Origin of the sequence: Streptomyces sp. UG1, from assembly GCF_049974585.1 — a bacterium.
Taxonomy (GTDB): domain Bacteria; phylum Actinomycetota; class Actinomycetes; order Streptomycetales; family Streptomycetaceae; genus Streptomyces.
On record NZ_JBNGGG010000010.1, the window covers coordinates 89,447 to 116,301 of the forward strand.

At 71.4% G+C, this 26,855-nt stretch carries 24 protein-coding genes; 15 read left to right on the forward strand and 9 right to left on the reverse strand.

Features of this window, described 5'->3' with window-relative positions; all coding sequences use genetic code 11:
• Positions 1-2 precede the first annotated feature (2 nt).
• From ACP4J3_RS13430 to ACP4J3_RS13465, 8 genes are all read left to right on the forward strand, one after another.
• Positions 3-1,409 carry a CitMHS family transporter gene (locus tag ACP4J3_RS13430; RefSeq protein WP_426533805.1) on the forward strand — a complete coding sequence of 469 codons (1,407 nt, stop codon included), beginning with the start codon at positions 3-5 and terminating at the stop codon, positions 1,407-1,409.
• Positions 1,410-1,431: 22 nt separating this feature from the next.
• Positions 1,432-2,664, forward strand: a complete 1,233-nt coding sequence (locus ACP4J3_RS13435; protein ID WP_426533807.1) for an MFS transporter — start codon at positions 1,432-1,434, stop codon at positions 2,662-2,664.
• A gap of 100 nt (positions 2,665-2,764) precedes the next feature.
• On the forward strand, positions 2,765-3,361 hold the full coding sequence (locus ACP4J3_RS13440; protein ID WP_426533809.1) for a hypothetical protein: 597 nt from the start codon (positions 2,765-2,767) through the stop codon (positions 3,359-3,361).
• A complete protein-coding gene (locus tag ACP4J3_RS13445) occupies positions 3,351-4,226 on the forward strand; it encodes a class F sortase (RefSeq protein WP_426533811.1) in 876 nt (291 codons plus the stop codon). The genes ACP4J3_RS13440 and ACP4J3_RS13445 overlap by 11 nt, the downstream gene beginning before the upstream one ends.
• A gap of 234 nt (positions 4,227-4,460) precedes the next feature.
• Positions 4,461-5,798, forward strand: coding sequence for an ABC transporter ATP-binding protein (locus ACP4J3_RS13450; RefSeq protein ID WP_426533813.1), 1,338 nt, complete (start codon positions 4,461-4,463; stop codon positions 5,796-5,798).
• A 217-nt stretch (positions 5,799-6,015) separates the two neighbouring features.
• A complete protein-coding gene (locus tag ACP4J3_RS13455; protein ID WP_426533815.1) occupies positions 6,016-7,404 on the forward strand; it encodes an aldehyde dehydrogenase family protein in 1,389 nt (462 codons plus the stop codon).
• A gap of 11 nt (positions 7,405-7,415) precedes the next feature.
• Positions 7,416-8,495 (forward strand): Zn-dependent alcohol dehydrogenase, encoded by a 1,080-nt coding sequence (locus tag ACP4J3_RS13460; protein ID WP_426533817.1) that lies wholly within the window; start codon positions 7,416-7,418, stop codon positions 8,493-8,495.
• A gap of 163 nt (positions 8,496-8,658) precedes the next feature.
• On the forward strand, positions 8,659-9,981 hold the full coding sequence (locus ACP4J3_RS13465; RefSeq protein WP_426533819.1) for an MFS transporter: 1,323 nt from the start codon (positions 8,659-8,661) through the stop codon (positions 9,979-9,981).
• Here the strand turns inward: ACP4J3_RS13465 and ACP4J3_RS13470 are convergent.
• The 3 genes from ACP4J3_RS13470 to ACP4J3_RS13480 all read right to left on the reverse strand — a co-directional run bounded on the left by ACP4J3_RS13470 (position 9,973) and on the right by ACP4J3_RS13480 (position 12,456).
• Positions 9,973-10,914, reverse strand: coding sequence for a DMT family transporter (locus ACP4J3_RS13470; protein ID WP_426533821.1), 942 nt, complete (start codon positions 10,912-10,914; stop codon positions 9,973-9,975). The genes ACP4J3_RS13465 and ACP4J3_RS13470 overlap by 9 nt on opposite strands.
• A 142-nt stretch (positions 10,915-11,056) precedes the next feature.
• Entirely contained in the window at positions 11,057-11,767 is a 711-nt protein-coding gene (locus tag ACP4J3_RS13475; protein ID WP_426533823.1) for an ArsR/SmtB family transcription factor, read from the reverse strand.
• Positions 11,768-11,814: 47 nt separating this feature from the next.
• Positions 11,815-12,456, reverse strand: coding sequence for a TetR/AcrR family transcriptional regulator (locus ACP4J3_RS13480; protein WP_426533825.1), 642 nt, complete (start codon positions 12,454-12,456; stop codon positions 11,815-11,817).
• A gap of 77 nt (positions 12,457-12,533) precedes the next feature.
• Between ACP4J3_RS13480 and ACP4J3_RS13485 the strand changes: the two genes are divergently transcribed.
• The 3 genes from ACP4J3_RS13485 (at position 12,534) to ACP4J3_RS13495 (ending at position 14,748) form a co-directional block, all read left to right on the forward strand.
• A complete protein-coding gene (locus ACP4J3_RS13485; protein WP_426533827.1) occupies positions 12,534-13,685 on the forward strand; it encodes an acyl-CoA dehydrogenase family protein in 1,152 nt (383 codons plus the stop codon).
• Between the two features lie 60 nt (positions 13,686-13,745).
• A complete protein-coding gene (locus tag ACP4J3_RS13490) occupies positions 13,746-14,033 on the forward strand; it encodes a YiaA/YiaB family inner membrane protein (protein WP_426533829.1) in 288 nt (95 codons plus the stop codon).
• 91 nt (positions 14,034-14,124) lie between these two features.
• Positions 14,125-14,748 carry a TetR/AcrR family transcriptional regulator gene (locus ACP4J3_RS13495; RefSeq protein ID WP_426533831.1) on the forward strand — a complete coding sequence of 208 codons (624 nt, stop codon included), beginning with the start codon at positions 14,125-14,127 and terminating at the stop codon, positions 14,746-14,748.
• 28 nt (positions 14,749-14,776) lie between these two features.
• Here the strand turns inward: ACP4J3_RS13495 and ACP4J3_RS13500 are convergent, their stop codons facing one another.
• Positions 14,777-15,238 carry a MaoC family dehydratase gene (locus tag ACP4J3_RS13500; RefSeq protein WP_426533833.1) on the reverse strand — a complete coding sequence of 154 codons (462 nt, stop codon included), beginning with the start codon at positions 15,236-15,238 and terminating at the stop codon, positions 14,777-14,779.
• Positions 15,239-15,373: 135 nt separating this feature from the next.
• On the opposite strand from ACP4J3_RS13500, the gene soxR reads away from it, so the two are divergent.
• Positions 15,374-15,856 (forward strand): redox-sensitive transcriptional activator SoxR, encoded by a 483-nt coding sequence (soxR, locus tag ACP4J3_RS13505; protein WP_426533835.1) that lies wholly within the window; start codon positions 15,374-15,376, stop codon positions 15,854-15,856.
• A 15-nt stretch (positions 15,857-15,871) separates the two neighbouring features.
• Here the strand turns inward: soxR and ACP4J3_RS13510 are convergent, their stop codons facing one another.
• The 3 genes from ACP4J3_RS13510 to ACP4J3_RS13520 all read right to left on the reverse strand — a co-directional run bounded on the left by ACP4J3_RS13510 (position 15,872) and on the right by ACP4J3_RS13520 (position 18,537).
• Positions 15,872-16,939: an RNA ligase (ATP) gene (locus tag ACP4J3_RS13510; protein WP_426533837.1), complete on the reverse strand. Its 1,068-nt coding sequence runs from the start codon at positions 16,937-16,939 to the stop codon at positions 15,872-15,874.
• Between the two features lie 130 nt (positions 16,940-17,069).
• On the reverse strand, positions 17,070-17,798 hold the full coding sequence (locus tag ACP4J3_RS13515) for a 3-keto-5-aminohexanoate cleavage protein (protein ID WP_426533839.1): 729 nt from the start codon (positions 17,796-17,798) through the stop codon (positions 17,070-17,072).
• A 133-nt stretch (positions 17,799-17,931) separates the two neighbouring features.
• Complete coding sequence (locus tag ACP4J3_RS13520) at positions 17,932-18,537, reverse strand: hypothetical protein (RefSeq protein ID WP_426533841.1); 606 nt, start codon at positions 18,535-18,537, stop codon at positions 17,932-17,934.
• A 232-nt stretch (positions 18,538-18,769) separates the two neighbouring features.
• Here ACP4J3_RS13520 and ACP4J3_RS13525 point away from each other — a divergent pair, with 232 nt between their 5' ends.
• Positions 18,770-21,568 carry a penicillin acylase family protein gene (locus ACP4J3_RS13525; RefSeq protein ID WP_426533843.1) on the forward strand — a complete coding sequence of 933 codons (2,799 nt, stop codon included), beginning with the start codon at positions 18,770-18,772 and terminating at the stop codon, positions 21,566-21,568.
• Between the two features lie 27 nt (positions 21,569-21,595).
• Here the strand turns inward: ACP4J3_RS13525 and ACP4J3_RS13530 are convergent, their stop codons facing one another.
• Positions 21,596-22,924: a serine-threonine protein kinase gene (locus ACP4J3_RS13530; RefSeq protein ID WP_426533845.1), complete on the reverse strand. Its 1,329-nt coding sequence runs from the start codon at positions 22,922-22,924 to the stop codon at positions 21,596-21,598.
• A gap of 96 nt (positions 22,925-23,020) precedes the next feature.
• The gene (locus tag ACP4J3_RS13535; protein WP_426533847.1) at positions 23,021-24,256 is read right to left on the reverse strand and encodes an exo-beta-N-acetylmuramidase NamZ family protein; all 1,236 of its coding nucleotides are present in this window, start codon (positions 24,254-24,256) and stop codon (positions 23,021-23,023) included.
• A 162-nt stretch (positions 24,257-24,418) separates the two neighbouring features.
• On the opposite strand from ACP4J3_RS13535, the gene ACP4J3_RS13540 reads away from it, so the two are divergent.
• The gene (locus ACP4J3_RS13540; RefSeq protein ID WP_426533849.1) at positions 24,419-25,192 is read left to right on the forward strand and encodes an SDR family oxidoreductase; all 774 of its coding nucleotides are present in this window, start codon (positions 24,419-24,421) and stop codon (positions 25,190-25,192) included.
• A complete protein-coding gene (locus ACP4J3_RS13545; protein ID WP_426533851.1) occupies positions 25,189-26,853 on the forward strand; it encodes a class I adenylate-forming enzyme family protein in 1,665 nt (554 codons plus the stop codon). Before ACP4J3_RS13540 ends, ACP4J3_RS13545 begins: the two co-directional genes overlap by 4 nt.
• Positions 26,854-26,855: the final 2 nt, after the last annotated feature.

Consider the following 26,855-nt stretch of genomic DNA (forward strand, 5'->3'; position numbering starts at 1 on the left):
TCATGCTGACCATCCTTGGCTTCGCCATGATCGCGACCTTCCTGGTCCTGATCATGATGAAGAAGATGTCGCCGATCGCGGCGCTCGTGCTGATCCCGGCACTGTTCTGCGTCTTCGTCGGGAAGGGCGCCAAGCTCGGTGACTACGTCATCGACGGCGTGACGAGCCTCGCGCCCACCGCGGCGATGCTCATGTTCGCGATCGTCTACTTCGGTGTGATGATCGATGTCGGCCTCTTCGACCCGATCGTCCGGGGCATCCTGAAGTTCTGCAAGGCCGACCCGATGCGGATCGTCGTCGGCACGGCGATCCTCGCCGCGATCGTCTCCCTCGACGGCGACGGCTCCACCACCTTCATGATCACCGTCTCGGCGATGTACCCGCTGTACAAGCGCCTGAAGATGAGCCTGGTCGTGATGACCGGCGTCGCCGCCATGGCCAACGGCGTGATGAACACCCTGCCGTGGGGCGGCCCGACCGCCCGTGCCGCCACCGCGCTCAAGCTCGACGCCAGCGACATCTTCGTGCCGATGATCCCGGCCCTGCTCGTCGGCCTGCTGGGCGTCTTCGTCCTCTCGTACTTCCTCGGCCTGCGCGAGCGCAGGCGCCTGGGTGTGCTCACGCTGGACGAGGTCCTGGTGGAGGAGAAGGAGACCGAGACGGTCCTGGTGGGCGCCGCATCCGGTGACGGCGACTCCGGTGAGCGCAAGGCCACCGGCGGCGCCGGATCCGGTACCGACGCCGAGGACGAGGAGGAGGACGAGCGCTTCCAGGCCCTCGACCCGAACCGGCCCACCCTGCGCCCCAAGCTCTACTGGTTCAACGCGCTGCTCACGGTCGCACTGCTCACCGCCATGATCATGGAGTGGCTGCCGATCCCGGTGCTGTTCCTGCTCGGCGCCGCGCTCGCGCTCACCGTGAACTTCCCCCACATCCCGGATCAGAAGGCCCGCCTCGCCGCCCACGCCGACAACGTCCTGAACGTCTCCGGCATGGTCTTCGCCGCCGCCGTCTTCACCGGGGTCCTCCAGGGCACCGGCATGGTCGACCACATGGCCAGGTGGATGGTGGACGTCATCCCCGAGGGCATGGGCCCGCACATGGCCCTGGTCACCGGTCTGCTGAGCCTGCCGCTCACCTACTTCATGTCCAACGACGGCTTCTACTTCGGCGTCCTGCCGGTCCTCGCCGAGGCGGGCGCGGCGCACGGCGTCTCCCCGCTGGAGATGGCCCGCGCCTCCCTGGTGGGCCAGCCGCTGCACATGTCGAGCCCGCTCGTCCCGGCCGTGTACGTCCTGGTCGGCATGGCCAAGGTGGAGTTCGGCGACCACACGAAGTTCGTGGTGAAGTGGGCCGCGCTCACATGCCTCATCATCCTCGGGGCAGGGATGCTCTTCGGAATCATCTGACTTTTCAACGGAGGATTCGCACATGGCGCCCGGTGGGAACCGCGGCTGGCTGCTCCGCCTCGTCATCGCCTTCAGCTTCGCGCAGGGGGCGGTGTCGATGGCCCGGCCCGCCGTGTCCTACCGGGCGCTGGCGCTGGGTGCGGACGAGCGGGCGATCGGCGTGATCGCGGGTGTGTACGCCCTGCTCCCGCTGTTCGTCGCCGTCCCGCTGGGCCGCCGCACCGACCACGGCCGCTGTGCGCCGCTGCTGCCCGTCGGAGTCGTCCTCATCTCCGGCGGCTGCGCGCTGAGCGGCCTCGCGAACACCCTCTGGGCGATGGCGATCTGGAGCGGGGTGATGGGCCTCGGCCACCTCTGCTTCGTCATCGGCGCCCAGTCGCTGGTCGCCCGCCAGTCCGCCCCGCACGAACAGGACCGCAACTTCGGCCACTTCACCATCGGCGCCTCCCTCGGCCAACTGGTCGGCCCGATCGCGGCCGGCGGCCTGATCGGCGGCCGGGACATGGCGGGGAGCAGCGCACTGGCCCTGCTGGTGGCCGGCGCGGGCGGCGCGGTCGCGCTGACGTCGCTGTGGCGCATAGAGAGCCGTACGACGGCCAAGTCCCGCGAGAAGCGAGGTGACCGCGTCCCCGTCCAGCGCATACTGCGCACCCGGGGCGTGCCCGCCGGCATCTTCATCAGCCTCGCGGTGCTGTCCGCGACCGACATCCTCACCGCCTATCTCCCGGTGGTCGGCGAGCACCGGGGCATCGCGCCGGCCGTGATCGGCCTCCTGCTCAGCCTGCGCGCCGCGGCCACCATCGCGTGCCGGCTGGTCCTGACGCCGCTGCTGCGGCTGCTCGGCCGCACCCTGCTGCTGACGGTGACCTGTGTGCTGGCCGCCCTGCTGTGCGCGGGCATCGCGCTGCCGGTGCCGGTGTGGTTGCTCGCCGTGATGCTGGCGGTGCTCGGGTTCTGCCTCGGCGTCGGCCAGCCGCTGTCCATGACGACGGTCGTCCAGGCGGCCCCCGACGGCGCCCGCTCCACCGCCCTCGCCCTGCGGCTGACCGGCAACCGGCTCGGCCAGGTCGCCGCGCCGGCGTCGGCGGGCCTGGTCGCGGGACTCGCGGGGGTGGCGGCGCCGTTCGTGATGCTGGGCGCGCTGTTGCTGCTGTCGGCGGGCATCGCGCTGCGGGCGCCGAAGCGGACGGCGGGGGAGGATGCTGACAGGCGGGGCCGATCCAAGCCGATCTTGCGTCGAAAGAGTGGTATCTGATGGGCCGTAAGGCCCCGCTTCCACGATTCTCCGTGCGCATGTGAAAGAGAGTCAGACGAAGAGCGATTTGTACGAAAATCGTCTGACTCGGAGGACTCGCATGCCCACCACACCTCTTCCACGCCGCGCCGCGCGCATCGCCGCCGTCACGGCGCTCACCGCCGCGCTGACTCCGCTCACGGGGGTGCCGACGGCGGGCGCACAGGAGAACGCCACCATCAAGATCCACACGGCGCCGTTCGACGGGGTCCCCCGCACACCCTACGGCGATGCGATCGACGAGCCGGAGGTCTGCCGCTTCTACCTCGACGCCACCAACTTCGAGACGGTCACGAGCGCCACCTGGAACATCGCGACCGAACCCCCGGTTGCGGGAGGCGCCGGGCTCAGCGGGACCATCACTCTCTCGGGTGGCGCCGGGCACTCCGCGGACCTGACGCTGCCCGATGGGCAGTACCGGCTCACCTGGACGTACCCGGGCGCCACGGGCCCCGAGCGGCAGAAGACCTTCACGGTCAACTGCCGGCACGCGATGAGGACGCCCCCGCCCACCCCGCAGGGCGGCCCGCCGGCGGGTGGCGGCGGCATCGCCCGCGGCGAGGCCTTCACCACGGTCGCCGGCGCGGGCGTGGTGGGTCTGGCCGCGGTGGGCGGGGTGCTGTGGTTCCGGCTCCGTCGTCGCTCGCATGGCGCGTAGAAGGCGCAGGCCCTGGTACCGCAGGCGCGCCTACCGCCTGGCGAGGACGGCCGTACTGACCGTCTCGCTGGTGGCGGTCGGCGTCCGGTGCAACCACGCGGCGCCCGGAGCCGGTACGGCCGCTCCGGGCCCCGCGGAGGCCTCCGAGGTCCGAGCCGCCGGCACCGACTCCGGTGCCGGCGGGGCGGGCGCCGACTCCCGCCCCGGCACGGGCGCACCGCCCGCCGACCCGCCCGAGGCGACGCCCGAACCCCCCGCGACACCCGACGGCACGGCCGTGACCACCGTCCCCGCGAGCACCCCCGCCCCGCCCTCTCCCTCCCCCTCGCCGAAGCCCGCCCCCACCGGCAAGGCCGCCAAGCGCCCCGGCGGCCCCAGTCCGCTGCCCCGCTCCCGGGCGACCCGCCTCGTCATCCCCTACGTCAGCATCGACGCCCCGATGATGGACCTGCGCCTCGACAGCGAGCGCCGCCTGCCCGCGCCCCCGGAGGACGAGCCCAACCTGGTCGGCTGGTTCGCCGACGGGCCCTCTCCCGGTGAGCAGGGCACCGCCATCGCCGTGGGCCACCTCGACACCGACACCGGCCCCGCCGTCTTCGGCGGCCTCGGCGAACTCAAGCGCGGCAAACGCATCGAGGTCCGGCGCGCCGACGGCTGGACCGCCGTCTACTCGGTCGACCGCATCAAGACGTACGAGAAGGACAAGTTCCCCAACCGCGAGGTGTACGGCGCCCGGTCCCGTCCGGAGCTGCGGCTGATCACCTGCGGTGGCAACTACAACCGCAAGACCGGCTACACCGGCAACGTCGTCGTCTACGCCCATCTCACCGCGACCCGGGAGCCGAAGGGCGCCGGCCGACGCTGAATCCGACCGTCCGCTTGTCCGCCTCATGGACAGCGACGCCCGATTCGGCCCGATCCCTTCCGCAGGCCGCACACATTCCGTTAACTTCCGTGACTCACACGCCCCGTGCGACCCGCGCGAGGCGTTCGACCGCGGAGCACCGGGATCCGTCCGGCTCACGCGCGTGCCGGACCCTGCGTACCCGGCATGCCGGACGGGCCACGGCGCCTGAATGACCCTCCGGGGGCATCCGTCATGACACGCGCCATCTCCCTGCACGACGTGAGCAAGACATACACCCGAGGAACCCGTGTCGTGGACCGGCTCTCGCTGGACATCGAGCCCGGCGAGTTCCTCGTCCTCCTCGGGCCCTCCGGCTGCGGCAAGTCCACCGTGCTCAGAATGATCGCCGGCCTGGAGGAGATCGACGAGGGCGAACTGCTGCTGGACGGCGAGTACGCCAACGACCTGCAGCCAGCCGACCGGCGCATCGCGATGGTCTTCCAGAACTTCGCCCTCTATCCGAACATGACCGGCCGCGACAACATCGGCTTCCCGCTGCGCATCGAGGCACCCGGCGAGGACCCGCGCCCGCGGGTGGACACCACCGCCCGCATGCTGGGCATCGAGGACCTCCTCGACCGCTTCCCCGCCCAACTCTCCGGCGGCGAACGCCAGCGAGTCGCCATGGGCCGGGCCATCGCCCGCCACCCCACCGCGTTCCTGATGGACGAGCCGCTGTCCAACCTCGACGCCAAGCTCCGGGGCCATCTGCGCGCCGAGATCTCCGCCCTCACCCGCAAGCTGGGCGTCACCACGGTCTACGTCACCCATGACCAGGCCGAGGCGATGTCCCTCGGCGACCGGGTGGCCGTCCTGCGCGGCGGCGTCCTCCAGCAGGTCGGCGCGCCCCGCACGGTCTACGCGCTGCCCAGCAACGTCTTCGTCGCCGCCTTCATCGGCACCCCGCGCATCAACCTGCTGCGCGGCCTCGTCCGCGCCCCGCTCGACGGCGCGATGACCATCAGCCTCGGCAAGCAGTACCTCCGGCTGCCCGAACCGCTGTGCCTGGACCACCAGTTGCTGCGGGTGCAGCAGGGGCGCGAGGTCATCGTGGGCCTGCGCTCGGAGGCGGTCCGCATCGCCGAGCCCGCCGCCGCCCGCCCCGGCGAGGTGCACATCACCGGCCTGGTCGAGCACGTGGAGTTCCAGGGCCACGAGATCCTCGTCCACTTCAACACCGGCTCCCGGCCCGCCGTCGTGCCCGACCTGGAGGCGCCGCGCCCCGTCCCGCCGGTACGGCGCCGCCGCCGTGACCCCGGCACCGTCCTCGACCGGCTGCGCACCCGCGCGGGCGCGCTGCGCGCCGGGCCGGTGGTGACGCTGGAGCACCCGGCCGACACCACCCCCGACCCGGCGCCGCCCGAGGGCAGCCTCCCCGGCGACCTCATCGTCCGCACCACGCCCGACTTCGAACTCCGGCACGGTATGCAGATCCCCCTCCTCGTCGACATCGCCCACCTGTTCGTCTTCGACCAGCACGGGGAACGCATCTGCCCGGCGCCGGAGCGGCTGCCGGATCTGGAGGAGTGACGGACGCTTCGCCGGGAGTGCCGCGACGGGTTGTCCTTCGGGTGCGGCGCCGCCGCCGAACCGTACGCCGAGTCTGTACCGTCACCCACCGGCAGTTCGGGTGGACGGCCGGGCGCGGGTCGACGTCTGATCTCATGGGGGGCGTCTGGTGCGCAAAAACTATCGCCGCTAGTTTGTGTGTCGGACGACGAGACGGCCCCGCCCCGGAGGAAGCGTGATGAAGGCACACGACGGCATGTACATCGACGGCGCCTGGCGCCCCGCCGCGGGCCCGGACGTGATCGAGGTGGTGAACCCGGCCGACGAGCAGGTCATCGGCCGCGTCCCGGCCGGCACCACGGCGGACGTCGACACCGCCGTACGCGCCGCCCGCGCCGCCCTCCCGGGCTGGGCCGCGACCCCGCCCGCCGACCGGGCCGCGCGGCTGGCCGCCCTCCGGGACGTGCTGGTGGCCCGCAAGGGCGAGATCGCCGAGACGGTCACCGCCGAGCTGGGCTCGCCGCCGAAGTTCTCCGAGGGGGTGCACGCGGGTGTGCCGATCGCGGTCTGCGGCTCGTACGCCGAACTGGCGGCGACGTACTCCTTCGAGGAGAAGGCCGGCAACTCGACCGTGTACCTCGAGCCCATCGGCGTGGTCGGCGCGATCACGCCCTGGAACTACCCGCTCCACCAGATCGTGGCCAAGGTCGCCCCGGCGCTCGCGGCGGGCTGCACGGTCGTACTGAAGCCCGCCGAGGACACCCCGCTGGTCGCCCAGCTCTTCGCCGAGGCGGTCCACGAGGCGGGCCTCCCCGCCGGCGTCTTCAACCTGGTCACCGGCCGCGGCCCGGTCGCGGGCCAGGCGATCGCCGAGCACCCGGGCGTCGACCTGGTCTCCTTCACCGGCTCCACGGCCGTCGGCCGGCAGATCGGCGCGGTGGCCGGCGCTGCGGTCAAGAAGGTCGCCCTGGAGCTGGGCGGCAAGTCCGCCAACGTCATCCTGCCGAGCGCCGACCTGGCCAAGGCGGTCAACGTCGGCGTCGCCAATGTGATGTCCAACTCGGGCCAGACCTGTAGCGCCTGGACGCGGATGCTGGTCCACCGCGACCAGTACGACGAGGCCGTGGAGCTGGCCGCCGGCGCCGCCGCGAAGTACGGCGAGCGCATCGGACCGGTGGTCAGCGCCAAGCAGCAGGCGCGGGTGCTCGGCTACATCGAGAAGGGCGTCGCCGAAGGGGCCCGGCTGGTCGCGGGCGGCACCGAACCGCCCCGCGAGCAGGGCTACTTCGTCAGCCCGACCGTCTTCGCCGACGTCACCCCCGAGATGACCATCGCCCAGGAGGAGATCTTCGGCCCGGTCCTGTCGATCCTGAAGTACGAGGACGAGGAGGACGCCCTGCGCATCGCCAACGGCACCGTCTACGGCCTCGCGGGCGCGGTCTGGGCGGGCGACGACGCGGAGGCGGTGGCCTTCGCGCGCCGTATGGACACCGGACAGGTCGACATCAACGGCGGCCGCTTCAACCCGCTGGCCCCCTTCGGCGGCTACAAGCAGTCGGGTGTGGGCCGCGAGCTGGGCTCGCACGGCCTGACCGAGTACCTCCAGACCAAGTCCCTCCAGTTCTGAGGAGCCCGCACGTGGTTCGCGCTGCTGTCCTGACCGCCGTGGGCGCCCCGCTGGAGGTCACGGACGTCGAACTCCCCGACCCCGGCCCTGGCCGGGTCCGCGTCCGCCTCGCCGCCGCTGGCGTCTGCCATTCCGACCTGTCCCTGTCCAACGGCACCATGCGCGTCCCCGTCCCCGCGGTCCTGGGGCACGAGGGCGCGGGCACGGTGGTGGCCGTGGGGGAGGGGGTCACGCAGGTCGCGCCGGGCGACGGCGTCGTCCTCAACTGGGCCCCGTCGTGCGGCGGTTGCCACGCCTGCGGGCTCGGCGAGGTCTGGCTGTGCGCCAACGCCCTGAACGGCGCCGCCGACGTCTACGCCCGCACCGCGGCGGGCACCGACCTGCACCCCGGCCTGAACGTCGCCGCGTTCGCCGAGGAGACGGTCGTCCCCGCGTCCTGCGTGCTGCCGCTCCCGGACGGCATCCCGCTCACCGACGCCGCCCTGCTGGGCTGCGCCGTCCTCACCGGCTACGGCGCCGTGCACCACTCGGCGCGGGTCCGCGAGGGGGAGACGGTCGCGGTGTTCGGCGTCGGCGGCGTGGGCCTGGCCGCCCTGCAGTCGGCCCGGATCGCGGGCGCGGCGAAGATCGTCGCCGTCGACGTCTCCCCGCAGAAGGAGGAGCTGGCACGGGCGGCCGGGGCCACCGACTATGTGATCGCCTCCGAGAACACCGCCCGCGAGATCCGCGGCCTGACCGGCAGGCAGGGCGTCGACGTGGCCGTCGAGTGCGTGGGCCGCGCGACGACGATCCGTACGGCCTGGGACGCCACCCGCCGCGGCGGACGCACCACGGTCGTCGGCATCGGCGGCAAGGACCAGCAGGTCACCTTCAACGCCCTGGAGATCTTCCACTGGGGCCGCACCCTGGCCGGCTGCGTCTACGGCAACACCGACCCGGCGCGCGATGTGCCGGTCCTGGCCGAGCACGTCCGGGCGGGCCGCCTGGACCTGGGCGCACTGGTGACGGAACGGATCGCGCTGGAGGGGATTCCGGCGGCGTTCGAGAACATGCTGGCGGGGAAGGGCGGCAGGGCGCTGGTGGTGTTCTGAGGCCTGAAGGTGTTCTGAGGCCTGGCGGTGTTCTGAGGTTCTGAAGTCGCCCGGGGTGCTCGGGTGCCCCGGGCAATCTTCCCGCACAACCGTTGACGACATACCGTCCGGTCAGTACGTTCGCCGCCAACGTCCCCACCCGCACCCATCGGAGTGTGCACGCATGGACATGGCCCCCTCCGCTCACCCCGTCGCCACGACCGCCGTCCCCGCGGTCAACCGGCGTCGCGTAGCCACCGCGGCAGCCCTCGCCTCGGCCGTCGAGTGGTACGACTACTTCGTCTTCGGCATCGCCGCCGCCCTCGTGCTCGGCGACCTGTACTTCCCGGCGGGCAGCCCCACCGCCGGAGTGCTGGCCTCCTTCGCCACCTTCGCCGTCGGCTTCCTCGCCCGCCCCCTCGGCGGCATCGTCGCCGGTCAACTCGGCGACAAGCGGGGCCGCAAGCCGATGCTCGTCCTCGCCCTCACCCTCATGGGCCTGGCCACCACCGGCATCGGCCTGCTCCCGACGTACGAGACGATCGGCGTCGCCGCCCCGATCCTGCTGGTCACCTTCCGGGTACTGCAGGGCGTCGCCGTCGGCGCCCAGTGGGGCGGCGCGATGCTGATGGCCACCGAGTACGCCCCCGAGGGCAAGCGCGGCGTCTACGGCAGCTTCGTCCAACTCGGCGTCCCCATCGGCGTGGTGACCGCCAACACGGTGTTCCTGCTGGCCGGAGCCTTCACGACCGACCCCCAGTTCGCGGCCTGGGGCTGGCGGGTGCCGTTCCTCGTCGGCCTGTTCGTCCTCGGGCTCGCCTGGTACATCCACACGCGCGTCGAGGAGACCCCCGAATTCCGCGAGGCGGAGCGGAAGCTGGCCGAGAAGGAGAAGGCCGAGCAGTCCTCGCCGCTGCGCACGATCCTCAAGGGCCACCTCGGCACGGTGCTCCTCGCCGGCGGCTCCTTCGCCGTGAACACCGCCACCTTCTACATCATCATCACCGGCGTCCTCGACTACACGACCCGCGAACTCGGCATGAAGAAGAGCGCCGTCCTCACGGTCTCGCTGTGCATCAGCCTCACCCAGCTCGTGCTGATCCCGGCCGCCGCGGCACTGTCCGACAAGATCGGCCGCATCCGCATCTACGCCCTCGGCGCGACCGGCATCGGCCTGTGGGCCGTACCGCTGTTCCTGCTGATCGACACCGGCTCGCTGCTGTGGCTGGCGGTCGGCACCTTCGTCGCGAGCTGCTTCCTCAGCATCATGTACGGCCCTCAGGCGGCCCTGTTCGCCGAGCTGTTCACGCCGGAGATGCGCTACACGGGAGCCTCCCTCGGCTACCAGATCGCGGCCGTGCTCGGCGGCGGCCTCGCGCCGTTCATCATGGTGCTGCTGCTGGAGGCCTCCGGCACCTCGATGGCGGTCTCGGGCTACATCATCGCCCTCGCGGTGGTCGCCCTGCTGTCCATCAAGGTCCTGGCGGACCGGGCGCGCTCACGCTGACTCCCGGGTCTGCTCGGGTCGCGGCGAGCCCGCCACGACCCGGGCGGACCCCGTCCGGGACCGCGACACGGCGACCCCGGCCAGACACAGCGCCCCGCCCGCCAGCGTGAGCAGCCCCGGCACCTCGCCCAGCGCCAGCCACGACATCAGCACCACCAGCGCGGGCACCGCGTACGTCGTCGCGCCCATCCGGCTGGCGGTCGTACGGGCCAGGGCGTACGCCCATGTCGTGAAGGCGAGCGCCAGCGAGAAGACGCCCAGGTAGACCATGTTGAGGGTGGCGGAGAGGGGCGCGTCGGCCACCTCGCCGATCAGCTGCCCGGCGAAGGGCAGGCACAGCAGCGCGCCGACCAGACACCCGTACGTCGTCACCTGGAGCGCGCTCGCATGGCCGAGCGCCGGCTTCTGCGCCACGACACCGCCCGCGTATCCCACGGCGGCGAGCAGGCACAGCACCACCCCGAGCACCGAGGACCCGCCCTCGCCCGACATCGACAGGCCCACGGTCACCGCACCGGCGAACGACACCGCCATCCCCGCAAGCAGCCGCGGCGGCATCGGGTCGCCGAGCAGCCGGGCGCCCAGCAGAGCGATCAGGATGGGCCCGATGTTCACGACGAGCGCCGCGGTACCGGCGTCCACCTGCTGCTCGCCCCAGTTCAGCACGACGCTGTAGAAGCCGAACCAAAGCAGGCCCGATATCGCGATCCCGGGCCAGGCCGCGCGGGGCGGCAGTCCCTGCCGACGGACCAGGCAGATGCCGCCGAGCACCAGGGAGCCGACGAGCAGGCGTCCCAGCGCGAGTGCGCCCGGCGAGTACTCCGCACCCGCGCTGCGGATCGAGACGAAGGCGGAGGCCCAGAGGATGACGGTGACGGTGGCGGCTGTGGCGGCGAGTAGCTCGGTGCGGCGGGTGGACGGGGTGTGCATCATGCTCCAGAGGCTAGGGATGTATGGGGTTCGGAAGCTCGCGGATTTTGGACGCGTGGATGGCCGTCTGCGGGCTTGTGGGGGCTGGTCGCGCCCACGCGGCGGAGCCGCATATCGATACAGCCCCGCGCCCCTGAAGGGGCGCTCAGCGCAGCGTTGCCTGATCAATGCCCAGTAGCTCGTGCAGGGCCCGCTGCCCCGACGGACTCACTTTCACCGCCCGTTCCGACCCGATCCGTACGCACCACCCCGCATCCAGCGCATGCCGGCACAGCGCCGCCCCCGCGACCCCCGCCAAGTGAGGTCGCCGTTCGGTCCAGTCGAGGCAGGCCCGGGCCAAGGGGCGGCGACTCGCCCGGTCGAGGGAGATGCCGGCGCTGTCGAACCAGCCGAGCCCCGCATCCGTCAGGGCGAACCCCGTGTCCTGCCGCAGCAGTCCACGCGCGGTCAGTGCATCGGTGACCGCGATGCCGAGCCGCCCGGCCAGGTGGTCGTAGCAGGTGCGCCCCCGTGCCATGGCGGACCCCGCGCTGGACTCCCGTAGGTTCCGGGGCCGTTGGGCCGTCCCCGGTGCCACCTGTGCGACCAGGTCCTCCACGAGCTGTGCGACGCGCGCGTCGGCCAGTCGCACATACCGGTGCCGCCCCTGCCGCTCCTCGGTGAGCAGTCCGCCCGCGACGAGCTTGCCCAGATGCTCGCTGAGCGTCGACGCCGCGACCCCGGCATGCCGCGCCAGCTCGCCGGCGGTCCAGGCCCGTCCGTCGAGCAGCGCCAGCAGACAGGCGGCCCGGGTCTCGTCGGCGATCAGTCCGGCGAGCCGGGCCAGCCGAGGTGCCTGTGGATCCCTGGTGGTCATGCGTCCCAGCATGCGGCACGGACACTTCGGTGGACGCCGAAGTGTGGCTAGCCGGCCCGCCCGACCTGCTCGTACTGCCGGGCCAGCCCGTCCAGCAGTGCCGTGAGCCCCGTCTCGAAGGCCCGCTCGTCGATCTTCTCCTGCTGGTCGGCGAGGAGGTGGGCCTGGCCGAGGTGCGGGTAGTCGGCGGGGTCGTACGCGCTCGCGTCGTCCACGAAGCCGCCGGCGAAGGAGCCGAGCGCCGAGCCCATGATGAAGTACCGCATCAGGGCGCCGATGGAGGTGGCCTGGGCCGCCAGCCAGCCGGCCTCGACCATCGCGCCGTAGACGGCGTCGGCGAGCCGCAGCGCGGCCGGGCGGCGGCCGGGGCCGCGGGCGAGCACGGGGACGATGTTGGGGTGGTCGCGCAGGGCCGCCCGGTACGACACGGCCCAGTCGTGCAGCGCGGTCCGCCAGTCCCGGACGTCCTCGAACATCGACAGATCGACCTGCGCGCTCACCGAGTCGGCGACCGCCTCCAGGATCTCGTCCTTGGTGCGGAAGTGGTTGTACAGGGACGGCCCGCTCACCCCCAGCTCGGCGGCGAGCCGGCGCGTGGAGACGGCCGACAGGCCCTCCGCGTCCACGAGTTGGCGAGCCGTCTCGACGATCCGGTCGTAGCTGAGAAGGGGCTTGCGCGGTCGGGCCATGGCGCACATAGTAGGGCTGCCGAGCGGAAACTAGCAGTGCTAATTTAAATGTACGGCTTTCAATGGGGTGACTTTGCGTGAACCTGGAGCTCAGTGAGGAGCAGACCGCCGTCCGCCGGCTCGCCCGGGACTTCGTGGAGCGCGAGATCGCCCCCAACGTCGTCGCCTGGGATCGCGCCGAGGAGGTGGACCGTGCCATCGTCAAGAAGCTCGGCGAGGTCGGCTTCCTGGGGCTGACCATCGACGAGGAGTACGGCGGCTCGGGCGGCGACCACCTCGCGTACTGCCTGGTCACGGAGGAGCTGGGGCGGGGCGACTCCTCGGTGCGCGGGATCGTGTCGGTCTCCCTCGGCCTGGTCGCCAAGACCATCGCCGGATGGGGGAGCGAGGAGCACAGGCGCCGCTGGCTGCCGGGGCTCACCGCCGGTGAGCTGGTCGGCTGCTTCGGCCTCACCGAGCCCGGCACCGGCTCCGACGCCGGCAACCTCACCACCCGGGCGGTGCGCGACGGGGACGAGTACGTCATCAACGGCACCAAGATGTTCATCACGAACGGCACCTGGGCCGACGTCGTCCTGCTCTTCGCCCGCTCCACCGACGCGCCCGGCCACAAGGGCGTCTCCGCCTTCCTCGTCCCCACCGACACCCCCGGCCTGATCCGGCGCACCGTCCACGGCAAGCTCGGCCTGCGCGGCCAGGCCACCGCCGAGCTGGTCCTTCAGGACGTACGGGTGCCCGCGACGGCCATGCTGGGGGAGGAGGGCAAGGGCTTCTCGGTCGCCATGTCGGCCCTGGCCAAGGGGCGGATGTCGGTCGCCGCGGGGTGCGTCGGCATAGCCCAGGCCGCGCTGGACGCCGCCGTCCGCCACGCCGGTGAGCGCGAGCAGTTCGGCAAGCCGATCGCGGGGCACCAGCTCGTCCAGGAGCTGATCAGCGACATCGCCGTCGACGTGGACGCGGCCCGGCTGCTGACCTGGCGGGTCGCCGACCTGATCGACCGCGGGCGGCCCTTCGCCGTCGAGTCCTCCAAGGCCAAGCTGTTCGCCTCGGAGGCCGCCGTGCGCGCCGCCAACAACGCCCTCCAGGTCTTCGGCGGCTACGGCTACATCGACGAGTACCCGGCGGGCAAGCTGCTGCGCGACGCCCGGGTGATGACCCTCTACGAGGGCACGAGCCAGATCCAGAAGCTGCTCATCGGGCGGGCGCTGACGGGGGTTTCGGCGTTCTGAGCAGCCGTCTGAGTACTTCAGCGGATGTGTCCGCGACCACAACGGCCGACCCTGTTCCCCATGAGTGACACACCGGTCAAGCAGCAGAGTACGGCGGCGTTCTACGGGCAGGCCGTGGCCTCCTTCGCGGTGGCCATGGCCGCCACCGGTATCGGTATCTACCGGCTCAACGCCGACGCCTGGGTGCGCGGCTTCCTCGCCATCGCGGTCCTGTACCTGGTGACCTCGGCGTTCACCCTCGCCAAGGTGATCCGTGACCGCCAGGAGGCCGGGCAGATCGTGAGCCGGGTGGACCAGGCGCGGCTGGAGAAGCTGCTCGCGGAGCACGACCCCTTCGAAAAGGTCTGACCTTCCGAGAGGCCCCGAGGGCCCGCGCTAAGCGCTCGCTCAGCTTCAGCGGTATGGTGGTTCCTCTGCCAGTGAGAGGGGCGAGTGAGCGATGAGTGCGGCGGAGGAGACGGCCGGCGGCGAGACGTCGGGGTGGGGTGAGGTCACGCCCGAGGCGGCCCGGCGGCTGCTGATCGCCGCCGTCGAGGCCTTCGCCGAGCGCGGCTACCACGCCACCACGACCCGTGACATCGCGGGCCGCGCCGGCATGAGCCCGGCCGCGCTCTACATCCACTACAAGACCAAGGAAGAGCTGCTCCACCGCATCAGCCGGATCGGCCACGCGAAGGCGCTGGAGATCCTGCAGACGGCGGCCCGGCGCGAGGGCACGGCCGCCGAGCGGCTCGCGGACGCCGTGAGCTCCTTCGTCCGGTGGCACGCCGGGGGGCGCACCACCGCGCGGGTCGTGCAGTACGAGCTGGACTCGCTCGGACCGGACGCCCGTGCCGAGATCCTCGAACTGCGGCGGCAGGTCGACGCCGAGGTGCGCGGGGTCATCGAGGACGGCGTGGCGGCCGGTGAGTTCGATGTGCTGGACGTGAAGGGGACCACCCTCGCCGTCCTCTCGCTCTGTATCGACGTGGCCCGCTGGTTCAACGTCGACGGCCCCTGGACACCCGACGAGGTCGGCGCGCTGTACGCCGACCTCGTGCTGCGGATGGTGGGGGCGAAGTAGCGTCGGCCGGCTTCCCGGCCGCGGGCGGCTACAGGTAGTACCGCGAGACGGACTCGGCGACGCAGACGGGCTTGTCCCCGCCCTCGCGCTCCACGGTGAAGGCGACGGAGACCTGGACGCCGCCCGTCACATCCTCGACGCCGGTGATGGCGGCGGTGGCGCGCAGCCGCGAGCCGACGGGCACCGGGGCGGGGAAGCGCACCTTGTTCGTCCCGTAGTTGACGCCCATCTTCACGCCCTCGACCTTGATGAGCTGAGGGCCGAAGAGCGGCAGCAGGGAGAGCGTGAGATAGCCGTGGGCGATGGTGGTCCCGAACGGCCCGGCGGCGGCCTTCTCCGGGTCGACATGGATCCACTGGTGGTCGCCGGTGGCCTCCGCGAACAGATCGATCCGCTTCTGGTCGACCTCCAGCCAGTCGGTGTACCCCAACTGCTCGCCCACCGCCGACTTCAGGTCCTCGGCGGAGGTGAAGATCCTCGGCTCTGCCATGTCCCGGCCTCCCATGTCGCGTATCCCGGAGAAGCTGTCTCTGGGCCATCATCTCTAAGCAACTGCTTAGCGTGCTAGGGAGCGAAGCCTGTGTCAACGGACCGCGGCCGTGCCGCGGTAGGTAGGGTTGGAGGGGTGCCCCAGATCCCCGAGAAGATCCACGAGCTCACGGTCGGCCAGCTCTCCGCCCGTAGCGGCGCCGCCGTGTCCGCCCTGCACTTCTACGAGTCCAAGGGCCTGATAAGCAGCCGCCGCACGACGGGCAACCAGCGGCGCTACTCCCGCGAGATGCTGCGCCGGGTGGCCTTCGTACGGGCCGCCCAGCGCGTCGGCATCCCCCTCGCCACGATCCGCGAGGCGCTGGCCGAGCTTCCCGAGGAGCGGACGCCGACGCGCGAGGACTGGGCCCGCCTCTCCGAGCGGTGGCGCTCGGAGCTGGACGAGCGCATCACCCAGCTCAACCGGCTGCGGGACCATCTGACCGACTGCATCGGGTGCGGATGCCTGTCCTTGAGCAGTTGTGTGCTCTCGAACCCGGACGACGCGTTCGGTGAGCGCGGCACGGGTTCGAGGCTGATGGTCGAGCGGACGAAACGGGAGCCCGGCCGCCGGTGCTGACGGCCGGGTGAGCCGCTACTCGTACTCGGTCCCGCCCTTCCGGGTCAGATACGCCGGGCTCACCGCCTTCGCGATCGCCCGCCCGCCGACCACGGCGCTGTAGCGCTCCACGGCAGGCCGGATCACCACGCCCTCCCGCAGATGCAGCTCCCGCCCGGACACGGTCTCCCGCCCGCTCGCGACCTCCAGCACCCGCTCGATGTCGTACGGCCCCTCGAACAGCCGTGGCACCACAGGCAGTTCCCCCTGCAGCGCCTGCGCCGCGTCCAGCCACCGCACCCGGCCGTCGATCTCGGCGGACACGTCGAACGCCGCGTACCCCAGCGTCTCGCGCCGGCCGTCGGCCCCGTACGTCAGGTCCTGCACCCCCGCGCCGAACACCTCCCCGAAGATCCCGACCCGCCGCGCCCCCAGCCGCTCGGCCAGTCGGGCCGCGGCCTCGGCGACACCGTGCCCCCGCACCGCCCGCCAGTACAGGTTCCGCGACTCCTCCCGCAGCGCCAGCGACTTCGCCCCGAAGCCCTTGGAGGAGACGTACACCCGGTCCTCACCGGCGACATACGTCAGCAGGCACGCCGACCCGTGCAGCTTCTCGGTCAGCACCACCGGCTCGCCCGGTGTGAAGATCTCCGGATACCGCTGGATGTTCTCGATGTCGACCCACGGCAGCAGATCCGGCGCCGACTCCACCTCGCCGGACATCGTCGGCGGGACGGGCGGCACCCACTTGGTGATCCCCAGCAGCTCGGCGAAGTCCGTCCCCTCTGCGGCTGCCCGCGTCAGGTCCACTTCGGCCAGCGCCTTCGGCCGGCAGACGATCCCCTGCGACAGTTCCCCGCGCAGCCGCACCGCCCTGACCCGGTCGGACCTGCTGCCCGCCAGCCGCCCGGTCAGCCCCAGCTCCTCGATCAACTCACCCGGCAGCACGGCCTGCTCGGGGATGTACACGGCGGCCTCACCGGTGCGGTACGCGCCCTTGGCGACGACGGCCCGGTACAGGCCCACTTGGGCCAGCTCCAGCGCGTCGGCGTTGGGGTGTTCATGGACGGTCAGCACTTCGGCGGTGACGCGCAGCGTCGACATCGGGGCTCCTCGGTCTTCCTCAGGTGTGGTTCCAGGTGTGTTTCATCGCCCCCAACTGTCCGTACGGGAAAGGGATGGAGCGACCCATTTAGGGCCTGCTATCGTCGCGATCTTCGCTCAGGTGCCCTGTTTACGACCGTCGCTGGACCGCCTCGTACTGGACCAGCCCCTCCGCCACCAACTGCGCGTTGGACACGGCCCGTTCACCGTCCGGCAGGACCAGCGTGTCCTCCAGCCCGATCCGCGTCGCGAGCCCCAGCCACCCGGCCAGCCGCAGCACCGGCCACGCACCCCCGTCCTCGCCGTGCAGCAGCACCGGGCGGCCGAACGCCGGGCCCAGGTCGGCGAGCAGCGCACGCGCGCTCTCCTCGGCCGTCTCCGGGGCGGTGTCCGTCACCTCCGCCAGCACGCGCAGCACCTTCGGCCCCAGCGGCGAGGCGGCGAAACGCGTCGCCCCGTCGGTGCCGGACCAGATGCCCGCCTCCACGCCCACGCCCCGCTCCAGCAGGGCCGCCGCCAGTTCCTCGGCGCCCGGTTCGTGCCAGTTGACCGAGGCGTGGTCCGGCAGCACGGTCCAGGCGCGGACGCGCGCCAGTCGCGCCGCGGGATCCGGCTCCGCCCACGCGCCCGTCGTCACGCCGACCGGCACCGGCACCCTGGCCCGTATCGCCTCCAGTGTCGGCGCGAGCACGCGCGGCGAGAGACTGTCCTGTCCGCAGGGGGACTTGGGGTGGACATGGATGTCCGTGGCTCCGGCCGCGACGGCTTCGGCCGCGGAATCGGCCAGCGCTTCGGGCGAGAGCGGCACCACCGCGCCGTCGCCCGCTCCCCGGGGCCCGTTCAGACACACCTGGATCATGTCTCGATGGTGCCAGTCACCACTGACAACGGCCCGCGCCGGAAAGGCCGGCAGACGGAAGGGCCGGCAAGGGGGGACCGGCAAGGGAGGACCGGCAAGGGGGGTGCGGCATCCCCGGCGCACCCCCGTCGTACTAGGCGGACATGAGCAGCCGCTGTCCGCGCCTGGCCGTCGCCAGGGCCTCCGGCGTGAGAACCGGACGCGGGACCACGATTCCGCACTCCGTGCAGACCGGGCCCGACGACGGTTCATGGGCCAGGTCGTACTTCCAGATCAGCCGCTCCCCGCCACACACCGGGCACTGCGAGCCCGGTTCGCGCTCCAGCGCGGCGATCAGTCGGCGCAGCACCTCGGCCAGGGGTTCATGCGGGTGGACCCGGGGGTTGTCGCACCAGGCGACTCCGAAACCGCCCCAGGTCAGCCGGTGCCAGTCGTCCACGCTGCCCGGCCTGCGCAGTCCGTCGTGCTTCTCCCTCTTGCGTCGCTCGGCGAACTCGACCTCGTAGGCCAGCCAGACCGAACGCGCCTCTTCCAGCTCGTCCAACGCGGCCACGAGCCGCGCCGGATCGGGGGACCGGTCCTCCGGACCGAACCCTGCCCGGGAGCACAAGTGGTCCCAGGTCGCCCTGTGCCCGTACGGGGCGAATCGCTCAAGGCACTTGCGCAGCGAGTACCGCCGCAGTGCCAGATCGCACCTCGGGTCGCGCACCTGTCTCGCCAGACTCCGGAAACCGGCCATCGCCCTGCACCTCCGTCACACCTGCACCTGTACTTCGGTCACTTCGGCGTCGCCGCACGGACTTCGCGCGGCGTTGACGAATAGACGTATCGATATGCGATTCGGCTCCATCCGATTTCCGACGACCTCCGACAGTCGGTTCCGACGTCTTCAAAAAGTGACGCATGTTCATCTTCAATCCCGGGGATACCGCCGGTAACATCCCGGCTCAGCCTCGTCGGTAGGAGCGGCCATGCCACGGCGTACCCCACGCAACGCCCTCGTCAGACTGAGAACTCCCGGCAGAATCCCCGGGTTCCTGAAGACCGCATCGATATGCGCTCTGATGGCCGGTCTTTTGTCGCCTCTTTCCCCAGCGGTCACCGCGCCCCAGGCTGCGGCAGCCGAGGTCACGGCCTCGAACGATCACTGCGGCAGGCAGTGTTCCGACATCCTGCCGCCGGGCCAGAACGGCAACGCCACCCTCGCCCAGATCCTGCTCAACCAGGCCTTCGGCGCCATGCCGGAGCACGCCTCCGACCAGCTCGGCCCCTATGCCGACCTGGCCACCGGCTACTCCGGCCTCACCAACGCGACGATCAACAAATTCTTCAACGACGCCTCGTTCGGTGTCCCCTCCGATCAGGTCGCCTCCACCGTCAAGCCCGCCGGGCGCAGCGATGTGACGATCGTCCGTGACAAGAAGACGGGTGTGCCGCACATCACCGGTACCACCCGATACGGCACGGAGTTCGGCGCGGGCTATGCCGCCGCCCAGGACCGGCTGTGGCTGATGGACGTCTTCCGGCACGTGGGGCGCGGTCAGCTCACCTCCTTCGCGGGCGGCGACCCCTCCAACCAGGGCCTCGAGCAGCAGTTCTGGCGCCACGCCCCGTACACCGAGGCCGATCTCCAGGCCCAGATCGACAACGCCGTCGCCACCAACGGCGAACGCGGGAAGCTCGCCCTCGACGACGCCAAGGCCTATCTCGACGGCATCAACGCCTACATCGACGCCTCTGACAAGGGCCGCTACTTCCCCGGCGAGTACGTCCTGACCGGCCACAAGGACTCCATCACCAACGCCGGCAAGATCGAGCACTTCAAGCTGACCGACCTGGTCGCACTCGGCTCCGTCATCGGCGCCCTGTTCGGCTCCGGAGGCGGCGGCGAGGTCAACAACGCGATCTCCCTGCTGGCCGCGCAGGAGAAGTACGGGGTGGCCAAGGGCACCGAGGTCTGGGAGTCGTTCCGCGAGCGCAACGACCCCGAGGCGGTCGTCACCGTCCACGACAAGAGCTTCCCGTACGCCACCCGCCCCGACGACCCGCAGGGCGAGGCCCTGCCCGACACCGGCTCGGTGACCGAGGAGCAGCTCGTCCACGACCGTAGGGGCAGCGCGGCAGGCTCCGCCGCGACCGGCGCCTCCACCACTGCCGCCCGGACCGCCATGAGCTCGGCCAAGCGGGGCATGTCCAACGCCCTCGTGGTCGGCGGCAAGCACACCGCCAGCGGCCATCCGGTCGCCGTCTTCGGCCCGCAGACCGGCTACTTCGCGCCTCAGCTCCTGCTGCTCCAGGAGATCCAGGGCCCGGGCATCAGCGCCCGCGGCGCCTCCTTCGCCGGCCTGAGCATGTACGTCGAGCTGGGCCGCGGCCAGGACTACTCGTGGAGCGCCACGACCTCCGGCCAGGACATCATCGACACCTACGCCGTCGAGCTGTGCCAGGACGACCACCACTACCTGTACCGCGGCACCTGCACGGCGATGGAGAAGGTCGAGCAGAAGAACGCCTGGAAGCCGACGACCGCCGACGGCACCCCCGCGGGCTCGTACACGATGCGGGTCTGGCGCACCAAGTACGGTCCGGTCACGCACCGCGCCACCGTCGGCGGCAAGAAGGTCGCCTACACCACCCTGCGCTCCTCCTTCATGCACGAGGCCGACTCGATCATCGGCTTCCAGATGCTGAACGACCCCGACTACGTCAAGGGCCCGGAGAGCTTCCAGAAGGCGGTGCAGCACATCAACTACACCTTCAACTGGTTCTACGCCGACTCCGAGCACACCGCGTACTACAACAGCGGCGACAACCCGGTGCGCGCGAACGGCGTCGACGCGGAGTTCCCGGTCTGGGCGCGGCCGGCGTACGAGTGGCGGGGCTGGGAACCGGCGACCAACACGGCGGACTACACCCCGCCGTCGGCCCACCCCAACTCCATCGACCAGGACTACTACATCTCCTGGAACAACAAGCAGGCCAAGGACTACACGACCGCGCCCTGGGGCGACGGCTCGGTCCACCGCGGCAATCTGCTGGAGAACCGGGTGAAGAAGCTGGTCGCCGCGGGCGGTGTGACCCGGGCCTCGCTGGTGAAGGCGATGGCCGACGCGGGCCTCGCCGACCTGCGGGCGGAGGACGTCCTGCCGGACCTGCTGAAGGTCGTCAACAGCTCGCCCGTGACCGACGCCACGGCCGCGGCCGCGGTGAGCAAGCTCCAGACGTGGCTGTCGGCGGGCGGCAAGCGCACCGAGACATCGGCCGGTTCGAAGAAGTACGCCGACGCCGACGCGATCCGCATCCTGGACGCGTGGTGGCCGCTGCTGGTGAAGGCCGAGTTCGAGCCGGGCCTCGGCAGCGAGCTGTACGCCGCCATGACGAACAACCTGCCCATCGACGAGTCCCCGTCGGCCGACCACGGCCCGACCGGATCGCACGCCGGAAGCTCCTTCCAGTACGGCTGGTGGTCTTACGTCGACAAGGACATCCGGGCCGTGCTGGGTGAGCCGGTGCAGGGCCCGCTGGCGCAGAAGTACTGCGGCGACGGCAGCCTCAGCGCCTGCCGGGACATCCTGATCAGCACCCTGAAGGAGGCGGCCGGCAAGACCGCGGCCCAGGTCTACCCCGGCGACGACCAGTGCTCGGCGGGCGACCAGTGGTGCGCCGACTCGATCGTCCAGCGCACGCTGGGCGGCATCAAGCACGGCAAGATCAGCTGGCAGAACCGTCCGACGTATCAGCAGGTCGTGGAGTTCACCTCACACAGGTGACGGGGGGACGGCCGGCGGCGGGGCGGGTCAGTGGATACGCCCCGCCGCCAGCACCACCTGCGCCAGCTCCCGGTGCACGATGTCGCTGTGCGCCCCGGCCGGCGGCCCGCCCCGCCTGACGACGGCGGCCGCGTCGACGTTCACGCACCCCGACGCCGGCAGCTTCGCCTTCAGCGCGTCGGCCAGCTTGTAGGACTTCGTCCCCGGCACCGCCTGCACCCCGTCGTGCCCCATCGCACCCCACTTGGCACCCAGCATCCGCCCGATGACCGGCGCCGCGATCCCGCGCGCGTCCCCCGCCATGCGGGAGGCCAGCGGGTACATCGTGGACAGGGCCGAGTCGTGCCGTGAGTAGCAGCACACCAGCGGCCCGTCGACACGGTTGTGCTGGCCCTCCAGCACACCGCCCGCCCGCGTGTCGTGCGGCAGCCGGGACGCGAACGCGTAGTGCGAGAAGGCCCCTTGGAGCAGCGTCACGGACTTCACCGCCCGCACCCCCTTCGGCAGCCCGCGCAACGCGAACGACACCAGCCGCGCGCCGAAGCTGTGCCCGACCAGATGCACCCGCACCTCGGGCGCCCGCGCGGCCAGTTGCCCGACCACCCGCCCCAGTCCGCGCTCACCGACCGTCCCCGCGCGCCGTTTCATCGCGTAGTACGTCGCCTGCCGCAGCAACTCGTGCGCGCCCTCCCACGGGTTCGGCAACGACAGCGACGCCGCCGTGCCGTCCGGCGCCTCCAGATGGGCCAGCGCCCGCGCGAATTCCTCGCACACCGCCGCGGTCGAGCCGGAGAAGATGTCCGGCGAGTCCTGCGGCACCCCCTCGCACAGCGTGTCCGCCGCGAACAGCGCCTGCGGCCCGGGCGGCACCACCTCCACCAGCATCCGCACCAGCCGCCCGAACTCCTCCAGCTCGGCCTCCTCGCGCGGCTGCTGGTCCAGCAGCCGCGCGATCTGGTCGATCACGGTCGCCCGCCCCGGGAACGTCTCCAGCAGCGCGTGCCGCGTGTCCTTGTCGAGCACCGGCCGCCGCGGCAGCTCGGCCGCCACGGCGCGCGGAAGGGCCGGGAAGTCGGGGATCGGCTCGTCGGAGAACCGCATCGACGGCCAGACCACGCCCACGTACCCGATCTTCGCCGCCGGGACGAGCCGCGGGATCGGTTCGAAGAAGCCGTCGTAGAGCTTGGTCGCTCCCGAGCGGTCGTTGTTCCAGCCGTGCGCAAAGACGATCAGATCACGGACGTGGTGTCGCACCACCCCAGCCAGCAGCCGGTCCCGCCTCCCGGCGTCCGCGTCCCCGTCCGCGTCGAAGGTCAGCTCCCAGTAGGGAGTCACACGCACTGCCGGATCCGCCATCGCAGGCCCTCTCGTCCCCCGAAGTGATGCGATACGGGCGCATCGTCCTGCTACCGGGCGGGAAAGGCCATACGTCGTCACCCATCCGTGGGGCGTTCATGTGTACAGCAGGTACTCCTCGCGCATCCGCCGGAACGCCGCCAGCTCGCGCCGCCAGCCCGCCACGACCTCGTCGGCGCTCGCACCCGCGTCGATCATCGTGCGGACCCGGGTGGAGCCGGTGAGCTTGTCGATCCAGTGGTCGGGGCGCCAGGCGAAGCCGCTCCAGACCTTCTTGGCGGTCACGAGCAGGGCGATTCCGGTGCGGACGGGGTCGTACGCGGCCCGGTCGTGCACATGGATCTGTACCCCGCCGACGGTCTTGCCCTGGAACTTCGAGAACGTGGGCGTGAAGTACGCCTCCCTGAAGTGCACGCCGGGAAGGGCGAGTTCGCCCGCGGCCTCGGCCCAGCGCCGGTCGATGCCTTCGGCGCCGAGCAGTTCGAAGGGGCGGGTGGTGCCGCGGCCCTCGGAGAGGTTGGTGCCCTCGAAGAGACAGGTGCCCGAGTAGACGAGGGCCGTGTCCGGAGTGGGCATGTTCGGGCTCGGCGGCACCCAGGGCAGGCCCGAGGCGTCGTAGAAGTCGGACCGCCGCCAGCCCGTCATCCGTACGGTCTCCAGCGGGACCGGTGTGGTGAGGAACTCCCCGTTGAACAGCCGCGCCAGCTCGGCGACCGTCATGCCGTGGGCCTGGGAGATGGGCTGCCGGCCGACGAAGGAGGCGAACTCCTTGTGCAGGACCGGGCCTTGGGCCGCTCGTCCGGTCACGGGGTTCGGCCGGTCCAGGACGACGAAGCGCTTGCCGGCGAGCTGGGCCGCCTCCATGCAGTCGTAGAGGGTCCAGATGTAGGTGTAGAAGCGGGCGCCGACGTCCTGGATGTCGAAGACGATCGTGTCGACGCCGGAGGCGGTGAAGATGTCGGCCAGGGGCCGGCCGCTCTTGAGGTACGTGTCGTAGACGGGCAGGCCGGTCGCCGGGTCGTCGTAGCGGCCCTCGGAGCCGCCGGCCTGGGCGGTGCCGCGGAAGCCGTGTTCGGGGCCGAAGACGGCCCCCAGGTTCGCCCTTTTGTCGGCGTGCATGACGTCTACGATGTGGCGGACGTTCCTGGTGACGCCGGTGGGGTTGGTGACGATTCCGACCTTCTGGCCTTCGAGGACCGAGTAGCCGTCGGCTGCGAGGCGCTCGAAGCCGGTTCGCAGTTTTCGGCGGCGGGTGGACGCTGCCGCTGTGGAAGGTAGGGACGCTGCTGCTGCCGTGGTCGCTGCGAGGAGTGCTCGTCTGGATGGGCGCATGGGGGCACGGTATTGCTCCCGCAGGTTGTGGGGAAGGTGCCGGTGATTCGTGGCTTGTCGCGCAGTTCCCCGCGCCCCTGAGGGCATCACCGCACCCCTTCCTTGATACATACCGACCGGTTAGTCTGGTCGTCGTAAGGGAGCCGCAGTCGAAGGAGACCCATGGTGGAAGCCGTGCAGGATGCCGGAGTGGTCGTCACCGGAGCGGGAGGCGGTATCGGCGCCGCCCTGGCCCGTCGGTTCGCAGCCGCAGGAGCCCGCGTCGTCGTCAATGACCTCGACTCAGACAAAGCCGAAGCCGTCGCCGGCGAGATCGGTGGTATCGCTGTCCCCGGTGACGCCTCCGCCATCGTCGGCGACGCCCGGGACGCGCTCGGCGGGACCGTCGACGTCTACTGCGCCAACGCCGGTGTCGCCTTCGGTGGCCCGGACCTCGACGATCTCGGCGACGACAAGGCCTGGTCGCTGTCCTGGGACGTCAACGTCATGGCCCACGTCCGGGCGGCGCACGCCCTGCTTCCCGGCTGGCTCGAGCGCGGCAGCGGTCGGTTCGTCTCGACCGTCTCCGCCGCGGGGCTGCTCACCATGATCGGTGCCGCGCCCTACGCCGTCACCAAGCACGGGGCGTACGCCTTCGCCGAGTATCTGTCGCTGACGTACCGCCACCGTGGGATCAAGGTGCACGCCATCTGCCCGCAGGGCGTGCGCACCGACATGCTCGACGCCACCGGCAGCGCGGGCGACCTGGTGCTCAAGCCCACCGCCATCGCGCCGGAGGACGTGGCCGACGCGCTGTTCAAGGGGATGGAGGAGGATCGCTTCCTGATCCTGCCGCATCCCGAGGTCGCCGCCTACTACCAGGCGCGGGCCGGTGAGCCCGATCGCTGGCTGGCGAATATGAACCACCTCCAGCAGAAGTGGGAGGCGGGCCGGTGACCGGCTCCCGGTATGCGGCCAAGCCCTGGCTGGCCCGGCTCACGGACGCCCAGCGCGCACCCATAGACCCCGCCGACTCCCTCGTGCACGCCCTGCGCCGGGCCGCCGCCGAGACCCCGGAGCGCGACTTCCTCGCCTACTTCGACGGCCGTCTGACCTACCGCGAGGTCGACGAGCTCAGCGACTCCGTCGCCGGACACCTCGCCGCGCGCGGCCTGGAGCGGGGCGAGCGGGTGGCGGTCCTGCTCCAGAACTCGCCCCACTTCGTGCTCGCCGTGCTCGGCGCGTGGAAGGCGGGGGCGGTCGTCGTGCCCGTCAACCCGATGTACAAGTCGGGGGAGGTCACCCACGTCCTGCGGGACGCCGAGGTGGCCGCGCTGATCTGCTCCGACCGGGGCTGGGAGTCGTATCTGCGCGAGACGGCCGCCGATACGCCGGTGCGGATCGTGCTCACCGGGTGCGAGCTGGACTTCCAGACCCGCGGCGACGCGCGCGTGCTGACCTTCGAGCGACTGGCGCCGGCCGAGGACGCCGACGACCTGGTCGCCGTCGCCCGCGCCGGACACAAGGCGCCCGACGGCCGCGAGCCCGGCCCGTCCGACATCGCGCTGATCAGCTACACCTCGGGCACCAGCGGCGCCCCTAAGGGCGCCACCAACACGCACGGCAACATCATGTACAACGCCGAGCGGCAGCGCACGGGCCTGGAGCTGCCCGAGGCGCCCGTCTACTTCGCGATGGCGCCGCTGTTCCACATCACCGGGATGGTGTGCCAGCTCGGCGCCTGCCTCAACAGCGCCGGCCTGCTCGTGCTGGCGTACCGCTTCGAGGCGGGTGTCGTGCTCGACGCGTTCGCCGAGCACGGGCCGCACTACACCGTCGGCCCCTCGACGGCCTTCATGGCGCTGGCCGCCCACCCGGACGTCCGCCGGGAGCACTTCGCGTCCTTCGCCAACATCTCCTCGGGCGGGGCCCCGCTGCCCCCTGCCCTGGTGGAGAAGTTCCGGGCCGGTTTCGGGCCCTACATCCGCAACGGCTACGGACTGACCGAGTGCACAGCCCCCTGCGCCTCCGTCCCGCCCGCCCTGGAGGCCCCCGTCGACCCCGTCTCCGGGACGCTCGCCGTGGGGGTGCCGGGGCCCGAGACGGTCGTACGGATCGTCGACGACCGGGGCGAGGAGGTGCCGTTCGGCGAGCAGGGCGAGATCGTCGTGCGGGGGCCGCAGGTCGTCCCCGGTTATTGGCGGCGGCCCGACGCCACGGCCGAGACCTTCCCCGGCGGCGAGCTGCGCACCGGCGACATCGGGTTCATGGACGCCGACGGCTGGCTGTACGTCGTCGACCGCAAGAAGGACATGATCAACGCGTCCGGCTTCAAGGTGTGGCCGCGCGAGGTCGAGGACGTGCTCTACACGCACCCGGCGGTGCGCGAGGCCGCCGTCGTCGGGGTGCCCGACGGGTACCGCGGGGAGACCGTCAAGGCGTACATCAGCCTCCGTCCGGGTGCCGAAGCCGACCCCGGCGCACTGGCCGCGTACTGCAAGGAGAGACTGGCCGCCTACAAATATCCGCGGCAGGTGGAGATCCTGCCCGACTTGCCCAAGACGGCGAGTGGGAAGATCCTCCGTCGGGAACTGCGTTCCCGCGAGCACGACGGCTAGAC

Excerpts from the sequence above, each read along its gene's own strand:
- ACP4J3_RS13430 (WP_426533805.1), top strand. The coding sequence starts at position 3 with ATGCTGACCATCCTTGGCTTCGCCATGATCGCGACCTTCCTGGTCCTG.
- ACP4J3_RS13435 (WP_426533807.1), top strand. The coding sequence starts at position 1,432 with ATGGCGCCCGGTGGGAACCGCGGCTGGCTGCTCCGCCTCGTCATCGCC.
- ACP4J3_RS13440 (WP_426533809.1), top strand. The coding sequence starts at position 2,765 with ATGCCCACCACACCTCTTCCACGCCGCGCCGCGCGCATCGCCGCCGTC.
- ACP4J3_RS13445 (WP_426533811.1), top strand. The coding sequence starts at position 3,351 with ATGGCGCGTAGAAGGCGCAGGCCCTGGTACCGCAGGCGCGCCTACCGC.
- ACP4J3_RS13450 (WP_426533813.1), top strand. The coding sequence starts at position 4,461 with ATGACACGCGCCATCTCCCTGCACGACGTGAGCAAGACATACACCCGA.
- ACP4J3_RS13455 (WP_426533815.1), top strand. The coding sequence starts at position 6,016 with ATGAAGGCACACGACGGCATGTACATCGACGGCGCCTGGCGCCCCGCC.
- ACP4J3_RS13465 (WP_426533819.1), top strand. The coding sequence starts at position 8,659 with ATGGACATGGCCCCCTCCGCTCACCCCGTCGCCACGACCGCCGTCCCC.
- ACP4J3_RS13470 (WP_426533821.1), bottom strand. The coding sequence starts at position 10,914 with ATGATGCACACCCCGTCCACCCGCCGCACCGAGCTACTCGCCGCCACA.
- ACP4J3_RS13475 (WP_426533823.1), bottom strand. The coding sequence starts at position 11,767 with ATGACCACCAGGGATCCACAGGCACCTCGGCTGGCCCGGCTCGCCGGA.
- ACP4J3_RS13480 (WP_426533825.1), bottom strand. The coding sequence starts at position 12,456 with ATGGCCCGACCGCGCAAGCCCCTTCTCAGCTACGACCGGATCGTCGAG.
- ACP4J3_RS13490 (WP_426533829.1), top strand. The coding sequence starts at position 13,746 with ATGAGTGACACACCGGTCAAGCAGCAGAGTACGGCGGCGTTCTACGGG.
- ACP4J3_RS13495 (WP_426533831.1), top strand. The coding sequence starts at position 14,125 with ATGAGTGCGGCGGAGGAGACGGCCGGCGGCGAGACGTCGGGGTGGGGT.
- ACP4J3_RS13500 (WP_426533833.1), bottom strand. The coding sequence starts at position 15,238 with ATGGCAGAGCCGAGGATCTTCACCTCCGCCGAGGACCTGAAGTCGGCG.
- ACP4J3_RS13510 (WP_426533837.1), bottom strand. The coding sequence starts at position 16,939 with ATGTCGACGCTGCGCGTCACCGCCGAAGTGCTGACCGTCCATGAACAC.
- ACP4J3_RS13515 (WP_426533839.1), bottom strand. The coding sequence starts at position 17,798 with ATGATCCAGGTGTGTCTGAACGGGCCCCGGGGAGCGGGCGACGGCGCG.
- ACP4J3_RS13520 (WP_426533841.1), bottom strand. The coding sequence starts at position 18,537 with ATGGCCGGTTTCCGGAGTCTGGCGAGACAGGTGCGCGACCCGAGGTGC.
- ACP4J3_RS13525 (WP_426533843.1), top strand. The coding sequence starts at position 18,770 with ATGCCACGGCGTACCCCACGCAACGCCCTCGTCAGACTGAGAACTCCC.
- ACP4J3_RS13530 (WP_426533845.1), bottom strand. The coding sequence starts at position 22,924 with ATGGCGGATCCGGCAGTGCGTGTGACTCCCTACTGGGAGCTGACCTTC.
- ACP4J3_RS13535 (WP_426533847.1), bottom strand. The coding sequence starts at position 24,256 with ATGCGCCCATCCAGACGAGCACTCCTCGCAGCGACCACGGCAGCAGCA.
- ACP4J3_RS13540 (WP_426533849.1), top strand. The coding sequence starts at position 24,419 with ATGGTGGAAGCCGTGCAGGATGCCGGAGTGGTCGTCACCGGAGCGGGA.